The following is a 17,149-nucleotide window of genomic DNA, read 5'->3' as shown; positions in this document are numbered from 1 at the left end:
GGGTCGGGGCAGGTCTGCCCAAAACCCTGCGGAGCCATGGATGGCGGAGCGGAGCCTACAGGGATGTATTCACGGCGTGTTTTGGGCAGACCTGCCCCGACCCTGCCAACCACCATTACTCTGAACAAACCGGGCAACCAGGATCCCGCGCCAGCTTCATCTCCCGCCATTCCATCCTCCAGGCATCCAGAATCAGCAAACGCCCCACCAAAGGCCGACCAACCCCGGAAATCACCTTCACCGCCTCCATCGCCTGACTGGCCCCGATCATCCCCACCAAAGGCCCGATAACACCGGCCTCCGAACAGGACAAATCCTCATTGCCCTGCTCCGGATACAGACAGTGATAACAGGGACTCTCCGGATCACGGGAATCATAAACCGACACCTGCCCCTCACCGCGAATGGCCGCGCCGGAAACCAGCGGCACCTTCGCCGCAACACAGGCCCGGTTCAGGGCAAACCGGGTATTAAAGTTATCCGTGCAATCCACCACCAGGCTCGCCTCACCCACCTGGCGCACCAGTTCATCATTCTCCAGACGATGGCCAATGACCTCCACCGACACCAGCGGATTGATCCGGCGCACCCGATCCGCCAGGCTCTCCGCCTTGGCATCCCCCAACTGATCCTGACTGAAGGCAATCTGACGCTGAAGATTGGCCAGCTCGATGGCATCATCATCAACCAAGGTAAGATGACCCACACCAGCCGCACCCAGATAAAGCGCCACCGGACAACCCAGACCACCGGCTCCCACCACCAGCACGCGGGCAGACTTCAGCTTCTCCTGTCCAGCAATATCGAACGCCGGCATCAGAATCTGCCGGCTGTAACGCATCAGCTCTTCATCGCCGAGCATTGCCCACCCCCATTTGAAAACCCATAGTTCTGACTATTCAGCCCGGCCATTGACCCAGCGTCAACCGGTCGCGATTGCCATAATCCCGACGAGTCTCCACAGCAACCAGCCCCGCCTTCCGGAACAGATCACGAACCGCGTTGCCCTGATCGAAACCGTGCTCAACCATTAGCCAGCCATTGGCGCTCAGCCGCTGCGGACTGGTTGCCACAATCACCCGGATATCGTCCAGACCATCGTCGCCGGCGACCAGCGCGGACGAAGGTTCAAACCGCACATCCCCCTCACCAAGATGATGATCACCACTGGCAACGTACGGCGGATTGGAAACAATCAGGTCAAAACGTCCTGCCGGCAGGTTGTCAAACCAATGACTCAATACCACGGTAACCGGCAAATTCAGGCGCTGGGCATTTTCGGCAGCAAGCTCCACCGCCGATGCCACCGCATCACACGCCAACACCTGCCAGCGGCCACGTTCACTGGCCAGCGCCAGGGCAATGGCACCGGTTCCCGTACCCAGATCCAGCACCTGCGCGTCATCAGGAATCGGTAGCCCCAACGCCGCCTCCACCAGACACTCCGTATCCGGCCGGGGAATCAGCGTAGAGGCATTCACCTTTAAAGGAAGCGACCAGAATTCCTGTTCACCAAGAAGATAGGCCACCGGGTGTCCGCTGGCGCGCTGCTGGACCAGTGCTTCGAAGCGTCTCGCCTCGGTGGCCGTCACCTGCCGTTCCGGCCAGGCACGGAAACTGGTGCGGGACAGCCCGGTCACGTAGCTGAGCAGCAACTCGGCATCCAGCCGCGGGGACTCTCCGGCAATCGCGATGGTCGCATTCCGCAGCAGGGAATCACAGGTAAGCGACGACTCACTCATCTGAGAGGGATGCGAGCAGTTCAGCCTGGTGTTCCTGCTGTAATGGAACCACCACCGCGTCGAGATCGCCGGAGATGACTTCATCCAGCTTGTACAATGTCAGGTTGATGCGATGATCGGTCACCCGCCCCTGGGGGAAATTGTAAGTGCGAATACGCTCTGACCGATCACCACTGCCTACCAGGCTCTTGCGGGTATCCGCCATGGATTTCTGCTGGCGCTCGGTTTCCGCGTTCTGCAGTCGCGACGCCAGCAGGCTCATCGCCTTGGCGCGGTTTTTATGCTGGGAACGCTCTTCCTGGCACTCCACCACCACGCCCGTGGGCAGGTGGGTAATGCGAATGGCCGAATCCGTCTTGTTGACGTGCTGACCACCGGCGCCGGAGGCACGGAAAGTGTCCACCCGCAGGTCAGCCTTGTTGATCTCGATCGCTTCCGCTTCGTCCGCTTCCGGCATCACCGCCACGGTACAGGCCGACGTATGGATGCGCCCCTGGGACTCGGTTTCCGGCACACGCTGCACCCGATGGGCACCGGATTCGAATTTCAGCGCGCCATACACTCCAGCACCCGCCACCCGGGCAATCATTTCCTTGAAGCCGCCGTGTTCGCCTTCGCTCTCGCTGATCACTTCCACCTGCCAGCGATGGCGCTCGGCGTAACGCAGGTACATTTTGAACAGATCCCCGGCGAAAATGGCGGCCTCATCACCGCCGGTGCCGGCACGAATCTCCAGGAACACGTTCTTGCCGTCATTGGGGTCTTTCGGCAGCATCAGCCGCTGCAACTCTTCGTCGAGCTCGTCGGTTTTCTGCTCGGCCAGCGTCAGCTCTTCCTCGGCCATCTCCCTCATGTCGGCGTCGCCATCACGGGCCAGTTCACGGGCCTCTTCAATATCCGCCAGGGATTTTTTCCAGGCCTGGAAACAGTGAACAATCGGCTCGATTTCTGCGAACTCCCGGGAGAGGTCCCGGAATTTTTCCTGGTTGGAAATAACGCTGGCATCACTCAATAACGCACTGACTTCCTCGAAGCGATCTGACAATTGCTCGAGGCGGTTCTGGATCGATGATTTCATAGTTTTTCCGGGGTGGTGGCGTCGTCGTCCTGGGAATCCAGTTGATGTAGCTCCCTCAGCCACTCAGTCACTTCACTGCGACCTTCGGTTGTTGCCTTGCGAACCTGAATGGAAGGTTCGTGGAGGAATTTATTGGTTAGGCCACGGGCAAGACTGCGCAACACGGTTTCTGGATCACCGCCGTTACGCAGGGCCCGCAACGCCTTTTCGGTTTCGGCATCCCGCAGGGCTTCTGCTCGCTGCCGAAACTCCTTGAGAGTGGATACCGCATCCAGCGCCCGCAACTGGCTCAGAAAATCCTGAACCCCGTCAGTCACCAGGTTTTCCGCTTCCCGGGCGGCACCCTCGCGGGAGCGAATGTTCTCTTCAATCACCTGGCGCAGGTCGTCCACGGTATAAAGGTAGACATCGGCCAGCGAAGCCACTTCCGGTTCAATATCCCTGGGCACCGCAATATCCACCATGAAATAGGGCCGGTGCTTTCGTTTTTTCAAAGCCCGCTCGACGGCCCCCTTACCCAGAATGGGCAACGGACTGGCCGTGGAAGAAATAATTATGTCCACATCCCGGAGATGCTCGGGAATGTCAGAGAGCAGAATACCCTTGCCACCCCGGGATTCCGCCAACGCCTGGGCGCGCTCCAGTGTACGGTTGGCCACCAGAAAATCCTTCACCCCGGCATCGGCCAGGTGGCGGGCCACCAGTTCGATGGTCTTGCCGGCGCCAATCAGCAGCGCCTTGTTGCGGGACATATCCGCAAAAATGTGGTGCGCCATGCTGACCGCGGCATAGGCGACCGACACCGGGTTCTCACCTATGGCGGTCTGAGTGCGCACCCGTTTGGCCACCGAAAAGGTATGCTCGAACAGGCGGGAAAGAAACGTACCGCTGGCGCCGTGCTCCCGGGACAGCGCGTAGGCATCCTTTAATTGCCCGAGAATCTGCGGTTCACCCAGCACCATGGAGTCCAGGCCGGCAGCGACCCGCATCATGTGGCGCACGGCATCGCCATCACGGTGCAGGTACAGCGCCTGTTCCAGATCGGCGGCATCCAGGTCGTGAAAACCGGCCAGCCAGCGCAGAATTACCGGCGCGCACTGATCATCACCGGCGATGTAGAGCTCGGTACGGTTACAGGTCGACAGTATTGCCGCTTCGCTGGCACCGCACATGGCGCGCAATTCGGAAAATGCTTCCGCCATGCGCTCAGGCGTGAACGCGACGCGCTCGCGCAGCTCGACCGGTGCGGTGCGATGATTGATTCCCAGCGTAACCAGAGCCATTTCGGGGTTGCGTAACCTTATGCCAGAGTACGGACTGTAAACCGCATTTTACCGACCAGCCGCCCCTGTCGCCACCCAAAAACCAAGAGAGTTCGGGAAGTGCCGACAGGTTGGGCAATATCAAACGCTTGTGCCATCATAGAAGCTCGGCACTGCATGGTCCCCCATTCCGGGGCGACGGGTGCAGATGCGTTGTATACAGAATACGGGATGTTGCATGCATAAATCCGCACCGTTGTTGTTTTCCTGCCTTCTGGGGCTTTCACTCGCTGGTTGCGCCACACTGACCGGAACACCGGAGGAATCGGGCGATACCGGAGAACAAACTTCCGCAGGAAACACGCCGGACAGCACCAGGGAACAGGAAATCCATTACGCCGATTTTGAGCCAGAGGTCCTTTACCTGCTCCTCTCCGGCGAAATTGCAGCCCAGCGTGGACGTTATGACGTCACCCTGGTGAATTACCTGAATGCCGCCCAAAAATCCCGCGACAAAGGCGTGATTGAGCGGGCAATGCGCATCGCCCAGTCCCTCAACGGCGACAATGCCCAGCGCCAGCTCGCCAGTCTGTGGCTGGAAGTGGATCCGGACAACCTCCAGGCGCACCGGGTATCCGCCATTCAGGCCGTCAAGAACAGCGAACTGCAGACCGCGCTGACCCATATGGAAAAAATCATGGATCTCGGCGGGGATGCGGATTTCGACAGCCTTGCCGCCATGGCCGGCAACCTGCCGCCGGAACAACAGCAGGAATTGCTGGACCTCTACAAGCAAATGGCCGAACGCCACCCGGAAACACCAGAACTCAATTACAGCACTGCCCTGCTTCTCAAGGTAACCGGCAAGCCCAAAGAGGCGCTGGAACGCATCGAGGCGCTACTGGAAGACGAGCCGGAGTTCCAGCCAGCCATCATCCTCAAGGGTGACCTGCTATACCAGGTGGGCGAACGCCGCAATGCGCTGGACCACCTGTTGGTCAACACCCGTCGCTTCCCGGCGAACCGCCAGATGGGCACACTTTACGGCCGAATGCTGATCGGCGAGGGAGAGATGCAGGCGGCCCAGGATGAATTCAGCCGACTGATGCAACGATTCCCCAACACCCCCAGCCTACGCCTGTCCCACGCCCTCGTGGCCCTGGAAAACGGGCAGCCGGACCTGGCCAAGCAGGACCTGACACGATTGATCCAGCAGGGTCACCATACCAGCGAAGCCCACTATTACCTCGGGCGGATCGCCGACGAGGAAAACAAAACCAATCAGGCTATCGGCTATTATCGCAGCGTGGAGGAAGGCAACTACTACTTCCCCGCCCTGGCCAGAGCCAGCGCCCTCCAGGCCGGGCAAGGCGAACTGGATGCCGCCCTGACCGACATTCGTGAACTGCGCGAGGCCAATCCCGATCAGGCCGAGAACTTCTGGTTGCTTGAGGTCAACCTGCTGCTGGATCAGGAACGGGAAGACGCCGCCCTGGAGGCCGCCACCGAAGCACTGGCCTCTTTTCCCGACAACATCCGGATCCGTTACGCCCGCGCCATGCTGTTCGACAGCATGGACTCTCCAGAGCAGGCGGAAGACGACCTGCGACGGATCGTTGAGGAAGACCCACAGAATGCGGTCGCTCTGAACGCACTGGGGTACATCCTCACCACCCGCAGCAACCGACTGGACGAGGCGCGCGGTTATATAGAGCAGGCGCTGGCACTTGACCCGGAAAACCCTGCGATTCTCGACAGCATGGGCTGGGTACTCTACTTGCAGGGCCAGGAACAGGAAGCCTTGGCTTACCTGTCAGAGGCCTGGGCCGCTTACCCCGACCCGGAAGTGTCCGCTCACTACGGTGAGGTATTGTGGCGCACCGGCGCCGAGGACCAGGCACGCATCATCTGGAAAGAAGGCATTGATGCCGACCCCGGTCACCCGATCCTCATTGAAACCATTGAACGGCTGACAGGAGAACAGGCACCTTGAATTTGATCAGCCCCAGACTGCTGCTGGCAGTCACCTGCGCCCTGACTCTGGGCGCCTGTACTTCGATTCAGCTGGAACCCCTTCCTGAAGGTCTGACTGACCAGCCACCCGCTGACTGGAGCGAGCGCAGCGAGCTGCTGCGAGGTTTCCATTCCTGGGAATTGAGCGGCAAACTCGCTGTGAAACAGCCGTCCGACAGTGGCACCGCCATTATCAACCACTGGATTCAGGAACGGGAAGCCTACGACCTTGAGCTATCCTCCTCCTTCCTCGGCATGGGCAGGACCAGCCTTCAGGGCGTGCCCGGCTTTATCTCGCTGACCCTGCCTGACGGTGAAACCTATCGCTCTGGCGATCCCGAAGCCCTTATCGAAGCAGCCACCGGCTGGCAACTCCCCCTAAACAGCCTGGTATGGTGGATTCGCGGCATGCCGGGACCAGAAGGTGATTTCCGCCTGCTGTTTGATGACAACAACCAACTGGCAATGATCCGCCAACAGGGCTGGGAAATTCGCTACGATCGCTGGCAATCGTTTATAGACGGCTACCCGGAACTGCCGGCGCGCATCACTGCGGTGAAAGAGGACAAACGAGTGAGACTGGTCGTCACCCACTGGAATGAAACCACGGACCCGGCCCGGTGAAACCGTTTACCCTGCCCTCCCCAGCCAAACTCAACCTTTGCCTGCACATCGTCGGGCGCCGGCCCGACGGCTACCACGAGCTGCAGACACTGTTCCAGTTTCTTGACCACGGCGATGACATTACCTTCCGGCCAGCGGAGGACGGCAGCCATGACATCCTTCTTGAGCCCTCGATACCCGGCATCGCAGACGACGACAACCTGATCCTTCGTGCAGCCCGCTTGCTGGCCAGCACCCGGGAACAGAAACTGCCGGGCATCATCCTGTCCGTCGACAAGCGCCTGCCCATGGGTGGTGGCCTTGGTGGTGGCAGTTCCAATGCAGCGACAGTCCTGCTCGGACTGAATCACTATTGGCAATTGGGGCTGACGATCGATCAGCTCGCGGAACTGGGCCTGCAACTGGGCGCCGACGTACCGGTGTTTGTTCGTGGTCACGCCGCCTGGGGCGAAGGTGTGGGGGAGCAACTGACCCCGGCCAATCCTCCCGAAGACTGGTTTCTGGTTCTTAAACCCGCCTGCGATATAAACACCGGCAAGATTTTTTCCGAGCAAGGGTTGACAAGGAACACCCCTAGAATCAAAATAGCGCCCGCTTTTGAGGGAGACGCCTCGAGGTACCGAAACGACTGTGAGGATGTAGTTCGCAAACTGTATCCGGAGGTTAACCAGAGCCTGGAATGGCTTTCACAATTCGGACCTGCAAGATTAACCGGAACCGGGGCTTGCATTTTTGGACGTTTCCCTACAGAATCCGCAGCCCGGATTATCTGGGAAAGCAAACCCTCCGGCATCACGGGGTTCGTCGCTCAAGGGGTGAATATTTCACCGCTTCACACAAAGCTGACAGAGCTAGAATGATGCCAAAAAAGCACGATACTGGGGTGTCGCCAAGTGGTAAGGCAACGGGTTTTGATCCCGTCATGCGCAGGTTCGAATCCTGCCACCCCAGCCACCTTTCTCCCGCTTCTTCTGAATCAAACGCCGATACCGTGAAGGATGCCGTCGTGTCCAAACTGATGATTTTTGCTGGCAACGCCAATCCAGACCTTGCCAAAGCTATTGCCCAGAAACTCCACATTCCCATGGGTCAGGCCACTGTCGGCCGCTTCAGCGATGGTGAAACCACCGTCGAGATCGATGAGAATGTCCGGGGCCATGATGTCTTCATCATCCAGCCCACCTGCTACCCCACTAACGACAACCTGATGGAACTGATCGTGATGGCTGACGCACTTCGCCGTGCCTCCGCAACACGTATCACCGCCGTTATTCCCTATTACGGGTACGCCCGACAGGATCGTCGCGTTCGCTCAACGCGGGTAGCCATCAGCGCCAAGGTCGTGGCAGACATGATCTCCAGCATCGGCGTGGATCGCGTACTGACACTGGACTTGCACGCAGACCAGATTCAGGGCTTCTTCGACATTCCGGTGGACAACATCTACGCCACCCCAGTAATGCTCGAAGACATTGAGAAGCAACGCTTTGAAAACTTTGTGGTCGTCTCCCCGGACGTGGGGGGCGTTGTTCGCGCACGGGCTGTCGCCAAGCGACTGGATGACGCCGACCTGGCCATCATCGACAAACGCCGCCCGAAGGCGAACGTATCCCAGGTCATGCACATCATCGGTGACGTGAGAGACAAGACCTGCATCCTGGTGGACGACATCATCGACACCGCCGGCACTCTGTGCAAAGCCGCCAAGGCACTCAAAGACCACGGTGCGGCGCGGGTTGTGGCCTACATCACCCACCCGGTCCTTTCCGGCCCGGCGATCGACAATATCAACGCGTCCGAACTGGACGAACTGGTGGTCTGCGACACCATTCCGCTGGGTGACAAAGCAAAGAATTGTGATAGAATCCGCACCCTCAGCATGGCCAGCCTGCTCGCGGAGTCCATTCGCCGCGTCAGCAACGAAGAATCTATCAGCGCCATGTTCGAGAACGTCTGAGCAAGCTTTTTCACTTAACTCAGACAAAACAAGCAGATACAGAATCGGGAGCCTGAACAGGCTCCCGATTCTTTTAGTCAGCCGAAGAAATTGTTCTGAGGCTATTCAAAAACATCATCTGTTCAAACGCCTGGTCGCGGGCAGCTCAGATGACGATCGAGGTACATATCATGTCCCAGGAATTTGTTATTGAAGCATTTCCTCGTGGCGATCAGGGGAGAGGTGCGAGCCGCCGCCTGCGTCGTGAGGAACGTAAAATCCCGGCCATCGTTTACGGTGGTAACAAGGAAGCCACACCGATCTCCATCTGGCACAACGAACTGAAAAAAGCCCTGGAGAACGAGGCCTTCTTCTCTCACGTTCTGACCATCGAACTGGACGGCAAGAAAGAAAGCGTGATCCTGAAGGATCTGCAGCGTCACCCGTACAAGCCGCTGCTGACCCACGCCGACTTCCTGCGCGTTGACAAGGATCACGAGATCCACGTTAACGTTCCGCTGCACTTCCTCAACGAAGAGAGCGCACCAGCCATCAAGCTTCAGGGCGGCGTAGCCAACCACCAGATCAACGAAGTGGAAGTAATCTGTCTGCCGCAGAACCTGCCCGAGTTCATCGAAGTGGATATGGCCACTGTCGAAATGGACCAGGTAGTTCACCTGAGCGACCTGAAACTGCCGAAAGGCGTTCGTATCGCCGCCCTGCTTCAGGGTGAAGATCACGACCAGTCTGTTGTGGCTATCCACAAGCCGCGCGGCGCCAAGGTTGATGACGCCGAAGAAGGTGAAGAAGGCGAAGAAGGCGAAAGCAAGGAGTAACTACTCCTGCACTAACGAGGGCAACGGCGAATGGCACAGGATATTGTCATGGTGGTTGGTCTGGGAAACCCCGGAGCTGACTACGAAAATACCCGCCATAACGCCGGCGCCCTGTTCGTCGAAGCTCTGGCTCGCGCTGCGGGCCAGACGCTCCGCCCCGAACGCAAATACCATGGGCTTTATGCCCGCATCCAGTGGCAGGGTCTCGACCTGCACCTGTTGAATCCCACCACGTTCATGAACCGCAGCGGCCTGTCCATCAAGGCACTGGCGGACTTTTTCAAGATTCAGCCCCAACAGATCCTGGTCGCCCACGACGAGCTCGATATCCCCCCTGGCACCGCCAAGCTCAAGAAAGGCGGCGGACACGGCGGACATAACGGCCTGCGGGACACCATCACCCATCTGGGCAGCAACGACTTCCTGAGACTGCGCGTTGGCATTGGTCACCCCGGCGACAGCCGCAAAGTCACCGGCTACGTACTCGGTCGCCTCGGCAAACGGGAAACCGAAGAGCTGAACGCTGTGATCGACGAAATCATGCGCGTGCTTCCAGACGCCGCCAGCGGCAAACTCCCCGCCGCCATGAACCGCTTGCACAGTTTCAAGCCAACCCCCTGACACATCCCCTTACTCGCTTACACCACCATACACCGGTATAATCCGCCCAAACTTTCCAGCACCAGCAGAGGCATTCCATGGGATTTAACTGCGGCATCGTCGGCCTTCCCAACGTCGGCAAATCCACCCTGTTCAACGCACTGACCAAATCAGGCATTGGCGCGGAAAACTTCCCGTTCTGCACCATCGAGCCCAACGCCGGCGTGGTAGCCATGCCCGACCCGCGCCTCACCAAGCTGGCCGATATCGTCAAGCCAGAGCGGGTAGTCCCCACCACCATGGAGTTTGTGGACATCGCAGGCCTGGTTGCCGGTGCATCCAAGGGCGAAGGCCTGGGCAACCAGTTCCTGGCCAACATCCGCCAGACTGACGCCATCGCCCACGTTGTTCGCTGCTTTGAAGACGGCAACGTCATTCACGTGGCCAACAAGATCGATCCTGCTTCCGACATCGACGTCATCAACACCGAGCTGGCCCTGGCCGACCTGGAAACCGTGGAAAAAGCCATCAAACGCGTTCAGCGCGTGGCCAAGAGCGGTGACAAGGAAGCCAAGGCCCAACTGGAAATGTTCGAGAAACTGCTGCCGGTGCTGAACGAAGGCAAGCCGGTGCGCAGCATGAACCTGGACAAGGACCAGATGGCCCTGATCCGGGAACTGTGCCTGCTGACCGTCAAGCCCACCATGTACATCGCCAACGTCAACGAAGACGGCTTCGAGAACAACCCGCATCTCGACACCGTCAGGGAAATCGCCGAATCAGAGAACGCCGTGGTGGTGCCCATCTGCAACAAGCTGGAAGCCGAAATCTCCGAACTGGAGGAAGACGAGAAAGCCATGTTCCTCGACGAGATGGGCATGGAAGAGCCCGGCCTGGACCGCGTGATTCGCGCAGGGTACAGCCTCCTGGGCCTGCAGACCTACTTTACCGCCGGCGTGAAGGAAGTCCGCGCCTGGACCGTCAAAATAGGCGCCACAGCCCCTCAGGGGGCCGGAGTCATCCACACCGACTTCGAACGCGGCTTCATCCGCGCCGAAGTGGTCAGCTACGACGACTTCGTTCACTACAACGGCGAAGCCGGCGCCAAGGATGCCGGAAAATGGCGCCTGGAAGGCAAGGACTACATCGTCCAGGACGGCGACGTTATCCACTTCCGCTTCAACGTCTAAGACTTGCGCTCTTTGCTCGAAAAACACGCTAAGGCAAAGACGACAAAAAACTCCAATCTTGTCAGGGACGACAAATGCACACCGCAATCGCGCTTGTCACCGCGTTTATTTTTCTGCGTAGCGTCTACAAAGCTGTTCAGTGGTTTTACCGTCGGATTCGCTGGGGGCGCAGTAAGCGCCGCCAGTGCGCCGCCGCCCAAGAATTAAGATCAACGACTGAACCCTTCGGCGAATTGGTCGGCAATCAGGCGGAACAGATCACAACAATCATAAGACTTGAAGCCATTGGATTTACTGGCGGCAAAGATCCATTCACGCCGAGCGATCTCTCGACAAATATTTATCGTATTTTCAATCCAATAATTGAAAGAAAGGCGTGGCTTGAAAGCAACACAGCCACATCGGTCAGCCACACACTGAACGGGTTCGAACTTCTCATGCCTTCTCCTGGGCGAATACTCGACCCGGACACTGAATTCTCCGAGATTCATGTCATTTTCTACGGCGACATCGCTGTAGCAATAAGAGCTCCTGGGCACTTCGATATCTTCGAAGAAAAAAGAGCGCCCTGGCGCTTTGCTCGGCAAATTTCCATTATTGAAACACCAATATCAACGAGGTATGAGGCTACCGGAGGAGAGGAAAGCCCAAGGGTTGAGCCCAAAAATAGTGAGCGAGTGATTCGATACATGGACGATGCTCATGCCATCCTCTTCAACGATCAATGCGTTGCCAATGGCTACATGCTAATAACTGGCACTGCTGGGGTTATTTCGTTGATGATGGCGCTTTTCCTGACTTCAGTGATTTCGCCGCTGATACCAGCAACACTCAAATCTGAGATCCCCTGGCTACCCGCAGTGACAGCTATCGCGGCAACTTGGCTCACTTTGATTCTGGCTTTCCTGGTGTATGAGCACTTCCGGTTCAACAAGCAAAAAATCGTCGTTTTCGACCGCATGAGACAGAAGGTTTATATCAGCCAATCGCGTCGCTCAGAACCAATAGTCGTCCGATGGAATGAGCTCCAGGTAAATATCCACCAGCATCACCTCCGCGCAATCGGAGGGGAGTTCGCAATTAACCATTGTCATCTGCAACTCCAGCCACACCCTACCCCACCCGGAACTTCCGTATCGTTTTCCATGCAAGCATTCAGCTCCGGAATTACCGTATGGCAGTCACTTCACTCTTTCATGTCACGGGAACTTCATAGCATCCATGGGATGGATATGGGAATGCTCGAATACAGGACAGGAGACCCTCCAAGGGATGACATCTACCTGCTGAAAAGACGCTTTAAAACAACTTTCAGGGAGGAAGATTTATTCGTTCAGATTGGATGGAGCTTCCTGTTTTTCCTGACACTGGGCCCACTCCCTTATCTTCTGGCATCAAGGTGCTCGAAGTGGAGAGTCTTGCAGGCCAGGCAAAGAACCAACGGCTTGTCAGAAAGCTGAGTTTTTTTATAGAAGGCCTTGACAGTCTGGACTCAAATACTGAAAATACGCGCCTCGTTTGGGGCCTAGCCCAAAGCGAAATGGCAAGGTAGCTCAGTTGGTTAGAGCACGGCACTCATAATGCCGGGGTCGGCGGTTCGACTCCGCCCCTTGCTACCAGTATTCGAGAGGGTCGCGATTAACGTCGCGGCCCTTTTTTGTCAGTTTGTCCTGGTACTCCGCTCGGCGCACTACTAAAAGGACACTCCACACCTGAGGACGACCTCACCCAGCCCGGGAATTTAACGCGGGACGACCCGTATTACTGGATCCAGGGTATGAGAACCACCAAAGACAGAATCCGCCAGGCAGTATCCTTTGAAGCACTCGGAATTTTACTTTCCGTTCCCCTCATAGTATTCGTTTTCGGCTTTGATTCAGACAAAACCAGTGTGCTCGGCATCGTTGGGGCAACCATGGCTACCGTCTGGAACTATGCGTTCAACCTGATGTTCGACCACGGGCTGAAGAGGGTCACAGGCTCTACACGAAAATCGCTGAAAATCCGATTATTACACGCGGTTAGTTTCGAAATGGGACTTCTAGTGGTATTCCTTCCATTCATAGCATGGTGGATGGATATAGGGTTCGTCGAAGCGCTGATCGTCGACATGGCGTTTATCGCCTTCTACCTGCTGTATGCATTCGTGTTTACCTGGTGTTATGACACAATCTTCCCAGACAACGATGCAAGTGGTAAACGCCACTCTGAAGACGAGTACAGAGCGCTATGAAGAACTGGTTATTCCTGGGCATTGCGATTGTTGCAGAAGTAGTTGCCACGTCAGCCCTGAAATCGAGCGATGGCTTCTCCAGGCTCATGCCTTCAATCGTCGTTGTGGCAGGTTACGTGCTGGCGTTCTACTTTCTGTCCCTGACGTTGAAGGTCATCCCCATCGGCGTGGCGTATGCCATATGGGCCGGGCTGGGCATTGTATTGATTGCGCTGGTTTCGTGGGTGATCTATGGGCAGAAACTCGACCTGCCGGCGATCGCAGGTATGACATTGATCATTGCGGGTGTGGCGGTTATCAACTTATTTTCCAGAACAGCAGGACACTAGCGGCCCCGCTGGAGAAGGCCGGGATTGAACATTGTTCCGGCCTTCCAGCGTTCAGGACCTAACCTGACTCAGTCCCAGATATTCCACCAGGCTTTGGCGTTCTCTTTCTTCTTCTCTTGTCCCTTTTCACTGCCTTTTGATGCAGGGTCAGCCTTGCGGTTTTCATTATCCCGATTGGAAGCCTCTACCTGCTCCCGGGCATTCTCGCCGCTTTCTTTAGCCTCTTCGGCGCGCTCGCGGGCACGTTCAGCTTCGTCTTCCGCACGCTCACGATTACGCTCGGCCTCATCTTCAGCACGCTCACGCGCCTGTTCAGCCTCGTCTTCCGCACGATCCCGCGCATCCTCTGCGTCTTCCTCAGAGCGCTCGCGCATTTCTTCGGCTTTATCCTTGCCCTTGCTCCGTGCTTCTTTCGCCTTCTCTTTGGCTTCGCGAGCCTTGCCTTTGCCCTGCTCAGACATTTCCGCAGCCTGCCGGGCATTGTCTGCAGCTTCGGACTGGGCCCAAACGGGCATCGTCGACAGGCTGCCAGCCAAAACAATGCCTGTTGCAATCACAGTGGAACGAATCATTTTCGTATTCATAGATACTCTCTCTTCAATGAGTGAACACCGGCGTGATACCCGGCACTTCCGACAGCACATCAATCATAGCGATTAATGAAATATCGGCGGCACTCATTTCACGCCAGAAGGCCTGCGCCGGTTCCAATCGGTGTGGCATACTCCGGTATCGAAACAAATAACAAACGTGCAACAGCAAGGATAGTTGATATGAAACCGGAAACTCTGGCCCTTCACGCGGGCTTCAAGAGCGACCCCACAACCAGGGCCGCGACGACACCAATTTACCAGACCACTTCCTACACATTTGATGATACCCAGCATGGCGCCGACCTGTTTGACCTGAAGGTACAGGGTAATATCTATACCCGCATCATGAACCCCACCAACGCCGTTCTGGAAGAGCGCATGGCGGAGCTGGAAGGTGGCGTGGGCGCCCTGGCTGTGGCTTCCGGTATGGCAGCCATCACGTATGCGCTGCAAACAATCTGCAAGGTGGGCAACAACATCGTCAGTACCGGCCAGCTCTACGGCGGTACATACAATCTGTTTGCCCACTCCCTGCCGAACCAGGGCATAGATTGTCGCATGGTGCAGCACGACGATTTCGATGCCGTGGAAAACGCCATTGATGACAATACGCGGGCCCTGTTCTGCGAATCCATTGGCAACCCGGCTGGTAATGTGGTGGATATCCAGCGCTGGGCCGATATCGCCCACAAACATGGTATTCCACTGATCGTGGATAACACCGTGGCCACACCCTTCCTGTGCCGCCCCTTCGATCATGGCGCGGATATCGTGATTCATTCCCTCACCAAGTACATCGGCGGCCACGGGACAACGGTGGCGGGCGTCGTGGTGGATTCCGGCAAGTTTGACTGGAAGGCCAGTGCCGACAAGTTCCCGATGCTGAACGAGCCGGACCCGTCCTATCACGGCGTGGTCTACACCGAAGCCCTCGGCGCGGCAGCCTTTATCGGTCGCTGTCGCGTGGTGCCACTGCGCAACACCGGGGCTGCTCTGGCTCCGTTCAATGCCTTCCTTATCATGCAGGGCCTGGAAACCCTCGCTTTGCGCATGGAACGCCATTGCGAGAACGCCGAGAAAGTCGCCGACTTCCTGCAGAACCACCCCTCCGTGGAATGGGTGAACTACGCAGCCCTGTCTAATAGCCCCTACAAGGCAACCTGCGATAAAATCTGCGGCGGCAAGGCCTCCGGCATCCTGAGCTTCGGCATCAAAGGAGGCCGTGAGGCAGGCGCCAGGTTCATCGACGCGCTGGAGCTGATCTACCGCCTGGTGAACATCGGTGACGCCAAATCCCTGGCTTGCCACCCGGCCACCACCACTCACCGCCAGCTGAACCCGGACGAACTCAAGAGTGCGGGGGTGAGCGAGGATCTGGTGCGCCTGTCCATTGGCATTGAACACGTGGACGATATCATCGCCGACATTACCCAGGCTCTGGTCAAAGCCGTCGACTGATCCCTTAACCGGGTTCGACGAATGTCGGACCCGGTTCCCCCCGTGATTGTCCGTACCTGTCTTGTATCTACCCTGTCCGGGCATTACCCTTTAAGGCTACCCCAAGTTTTAATGAGAGTCCGGTTGCAATGAGCGACAGCGCAAAGCCCCGTATCACCAGTGGATCCAAATTCCGCAACGAGCATGGTTTTTCTGCCATCAAGGACGGAATCAAGCAATCCGGACACAAGGATACGCCGGCCGTTGAGCGCAAACCCAAATGGCTCAGGGCCCGCATGCCCGGCGGAGAGCGCTATGAGGCCGTTCGCAAGAACGTCAGCGAACATCGCCTCAGCACCGTCTGCCAGGAATCTCACTGCCCCAACATTGGCGAATGCTGGACCAACGGCACTGCCACCATCATGGTGATGGGATCCGTGTGTACCCGCGCCTGCCGATTCTGCGCGGTGGATACCGGCAACCCCAAGGGCTGGCTGGACCATGAAGAGCCGGAGAACACCGCCAAGTCGGTGGAACTGATGGGGCTTCGTTATATCGTGCTCACCTCCGTGGACCGGGACGACCTGGACGACGGTGGCGCAGCCCATTACGCCGCCTGCGTTTCCGCCATCAAGCAGCGCACGCCGGAAGTGGCCGTCGAGGCGCTGACTCCGGATTTTGATGCGGTGATGTCGGATGTGGAAAAGGTAGTGGACTCCGGCCTGGATGTGTTTGCCCAGAACGTGGAAACCGTCAAGCGCCTCACCAGCCGCGTGCGTGACCCCCGCGCTGGTTATGAAAAAACCCTGAGCGTACTGGCCCATGCCAAGCAATACCGCCCGGACGTCCTCACCAAGACCAGCCTGATGCTCGGACTGGGTGAAACCGAGGAAGAGATCCTGGAAACCATGGACGACCTGCGCGCCATCGGCGTGGATATCCTCACCCTGGGCCAATACCTGCGCCCCACGCCGAACCACCTGCCGGTGGAGCGCTACGTCACGCCGGAAGAGTTCAACCATTACCGCGACATCGGCCTGGAAAAGGGCTTTATGGAAGTGCCGTCCGGCCCTATGGTGCGCTCCAGCTACCGTGCGGATCGGGTCTTCGACAAGAACAACCTGGGCCTGACCGTGCCCGAGGTACCCGCCGGCGACGCTCAGCAGATCCCGGTCAAGGTTCTTGACTGAAGCAGCCGGGAAATCGGCCAGCTGACATGACCTGAAGCAAGGAAAAGTTCACAAACCCCTGCTATCTTTTGTGTTTTTATGTCGAC

General features: G+C 57.6%; 17 protein-coding genes and 2 tRNA genes. 14 read left to right on the top strand and 5 right to left on the bottom strand.

Annotation, left to right across the window (positions count from 1 at the left end):
* Nucleotides 1-115: 115 nt before the first annotated feature.
* The 4 genes from ACQUWM_RS05930 to hemA are packed head-to-tail and all read right to left on the bottom strand — an operon-like array spanning nt 116 to nt 4,103.
* Nucleotides 116-862 (bottom strand): molybdopterin-synthase adenylyltransferase MoeB, encoded by a 747-nt coding sequence (locus ACQUWM_RS05930; protein ID WP_428921513.1) that lies wholly within the window; start codon nt 860-862, stop codon nt 116-118.
* A 37-nt stretch (nt 863-899) separates the two neighbouring features.
* On the bottom strand, nt 900-1,742 hold the full coding sequence (gene prmC / locus ACQUWM_RS05925) for a peptide chain release factor N(5)-glutamine methyltransferase (protein WP_428921512.1): 843 nt from the start codon (nt 1,740-1,742) through the stop codon (nt 900-902).
* On the bottom strand, nt 1,735-2,820 hold the full coding sequence (gene prfA / locus ACQUWM_RS05920; RefSeq protein WP_428921511.1) for a peptide chain release factor 1: 1,086 nt from the start codon (nt 2,818-2,820) through the stop codon (nt 1,735-1,737). The genes prmC and prfA overlap by 8 nt, the downstream gene beginning before the upstream one ends.
* Complete coding sequence (gene hemA / locus ACQUWM_RS05915; RefSeq protein ID WP_428921510.1) at nt 2,817-4,103, bottom strand: glutamyl-tRNA reductase; 1,287 nt, start codon at nt 4,101-4,103, stop codon at nt 2,817-2,819. Before hemA ends, prfA begins: the two co-directional genes overlap by 4 nt.
* Before the next feature lie 217 nt (nt 4,104-4,320).
* Between hemA and ACQUWM_RS05910 the strand changes: the two genes are divergently transcribed.
* The 12 genes from ACQUWM_RS05910 (at nt 4,321) to ACQUWM_RS05855 (ending at nt 13,843) form a co-directional block, all read left to right on the top strand.
* The gene (locus ACQUWM_RS05910; RefSeq protein WP_428921509.1) at nt 4,321-6,075 is read left to right on the top strand and encodes a tetratricopeptide repeat protein; all 1,755 of its coding nucleotides are present in this window, start codon (nt 4,321-4,323) and stop codon (nt 6,073-6,075) included.
* 2 nt (nt 6,076-6,077) lie between these two features.
* Nucleotides 6,078-6,719: a lipoprotein insertase outer membrane protein LolB gene (gene lolB, locus ACQUWM_RS05905; protein WP_428921811.1), complete on the top strand. Its 642-nt coding sequence runs from the start codon at nt 6,078-6,080 to the stop codon at nt 6,717-6,719.
* Nucleotides 6,716-7,579 carry a 4-(cytidine 5'-diphospho)-2-C-methyl-D-erythritol kinase gene (gene ispE / locus ACQUWM_RS05900; protein WP_406999908.1) on the top strand — a complete coding sequence of 288 codons (864 nt, stop codon included), beginning with the start codon at nt 6,716-6,718 and terminating at the stop codon, nt 7,577-7,579. Before lolB ends, ispE begins: the two co-directional genes overlap by 4 nt.
* Before the next feature lie 19 nt (nt 7,580-7,598).
* Nucleotides 7,599-7,673 (top strand) — tRNA-Gln (locus ACQUWM_RS05895).
* 52 nt (nt 7,674-7,725) lie between these two features.
* Nucleotides 7,726-8,676, top strand: a complete 951-nt coding sequence (locus ACQUWM_RS05890; protein WP_406999910.1) for a ribose-phosphate diphosphokinase — start codon at nt 7,726-7,728, stop codon at nt 8,674-8,676.
* Between the two features lie 170 nt (nt 8,677-8,846).
* Entirely contained in the window at nt 8,847-9,491 is a 645-nt protein-coding gene (locus tag ACQUWM_RS05885) for a 50S ribosomal protein L25/general stress protein Ctc (RefSeq protein WP_406986390.1), read from the top strand.
* A gap of 30 nt (nt 9,492-9,521) precedes the next feature.
* Nucleotides 9,522-10,112 (top strand): aminoacyl-tRNA hydrolase, encoded by a 591-nt coding sequence (pth, locus tag ACQUWM_RS05880; protein ID WP_406999912.1) that lies wholly within the window; start codon nt 9,522-9,524, stop codon nt 10,110-10,112.
* Nucleotides 10,113-10,189: 77 nt separating this feature from the next.
* Nucleotides 10,190-11,281: a redox-regulated ATPase YchF gene (gene ychF, locus ACQUWM_RS05875; protein ID WP_406999914.1), complete on the top strand. Its 1,092-nt coding sequence runs from the start codon at nt 10,190-10,192 to the stop codon at nt 11,279-11,281.
* A gap of 74 nt (nt 11,282-11,355) precedes the next feature.
* Nucleotides 11,356-12,741, top strand: a complete 1,386-nt coding sequence (locus ACQUWM_RS05870; RefSeq protein WP_428921508.1) for a hypothetical protein — start codon at nt 11,356-11,358, stop codon at nt 12,739-12,741.
* Between the two features lie 82 nt (nt 12,742-12,823).
* Nucleotides 12,824-12,900 (top strand) — tRNA-Met (locus tag ACQUWM_RS05865).
* Between the two features lie 158 nt (nt 12,901-13,058).
* Nucleotides 13,059-13,514: a PACE efflux transporter gene (locus ACQUWM_RS05860; protein ID WP_428921507.1), complete on the top strand. Its 456-nt coding sequence runs from the start codon at nt 13,059-13,061 to the stop codon at nt 13,512-13,514.
* Nucleotides 13,511-13,843, top strand: a complete 333-nt coding sequence (locus ACQUWM_RS05855; protein WP_406999920.1) for a DMT family transporter — start codon at nt 13,511-13,513, stop codon at nt 13,841-13,843. The genes ACQUWM_RS05860 and ACQUWM_RS05855 overlap by 4 nt, the downstream gene beginning before the upstream one ends.
* A gap of 68 nt (nt 13,844-13,911) precedes the next feature.
* Here ACQUWM_RS05855 and ACQUWM_RS05850 read toward each other — a convergent pair whose 3' ends face one another.
* Entirely contained in the window at nt 13,912-14,427 is a 516-nt protein-coding gene (locus ACQUWM_RS05850; RefSeq protein ID WP_428921506.1) for a hypothetical protein, read from the bottom strand.
* Between the two features lie 189 nt (nt 14,428-14,616).
* On the opposite strand from ACQUWM_RS05850, the gene ACQUWM_RS05845 reads away from it, so the two are divergent.
* Both ACQUWM_RS05845 and lipA read left to right on the top strand, forming a co-directional pair.
* Nucleotides 14,617-15,894 (top strand): O-acetylhomoserine aminocarboxypropyltransferase/cysteine synthase family protein, encoded by a 1,278-nt coding sequence (locus ACQUWM_RS05845; RefSeq protein ID WP_428921505.1) that lies wholly within the window; start codon nt 14,617-14,619, stop codon nt 15,892-15,894.
* A 128-nt stretch (nt 15,895-16,022) separates the two neighbouring features.
* On the top strand, nt 16,023-17,063 hold the full coding sequence (lipA, locus tag ACQUWM_RS05840) for a lipoyl synthase (RefSeq protein WP_406999925.1): 1,041 nt from the start codon (nt 16,023-16,025) through the stop codon (nt 17,061-17,063).
* The last annotated feature ends 86 nt before the right edge of the window (nt 17,064-17,149 follow it).

It is taken from the genome of Marinobacter sp. DUT-3 (assembly GCF_050379435.1).
In the GTDB taxonomy this organism is placed as follows: Bacteria; Pseudomonadota; Gammaproteobacteria; order Pseudomonadales; family Oleiphilaceae; genus Marinobacter.
The sequence above is the reverse complement of the archived record's forward strand: the minus strand, read 5'-3'. Positions and strand labels throughout refer to the sequence as shown.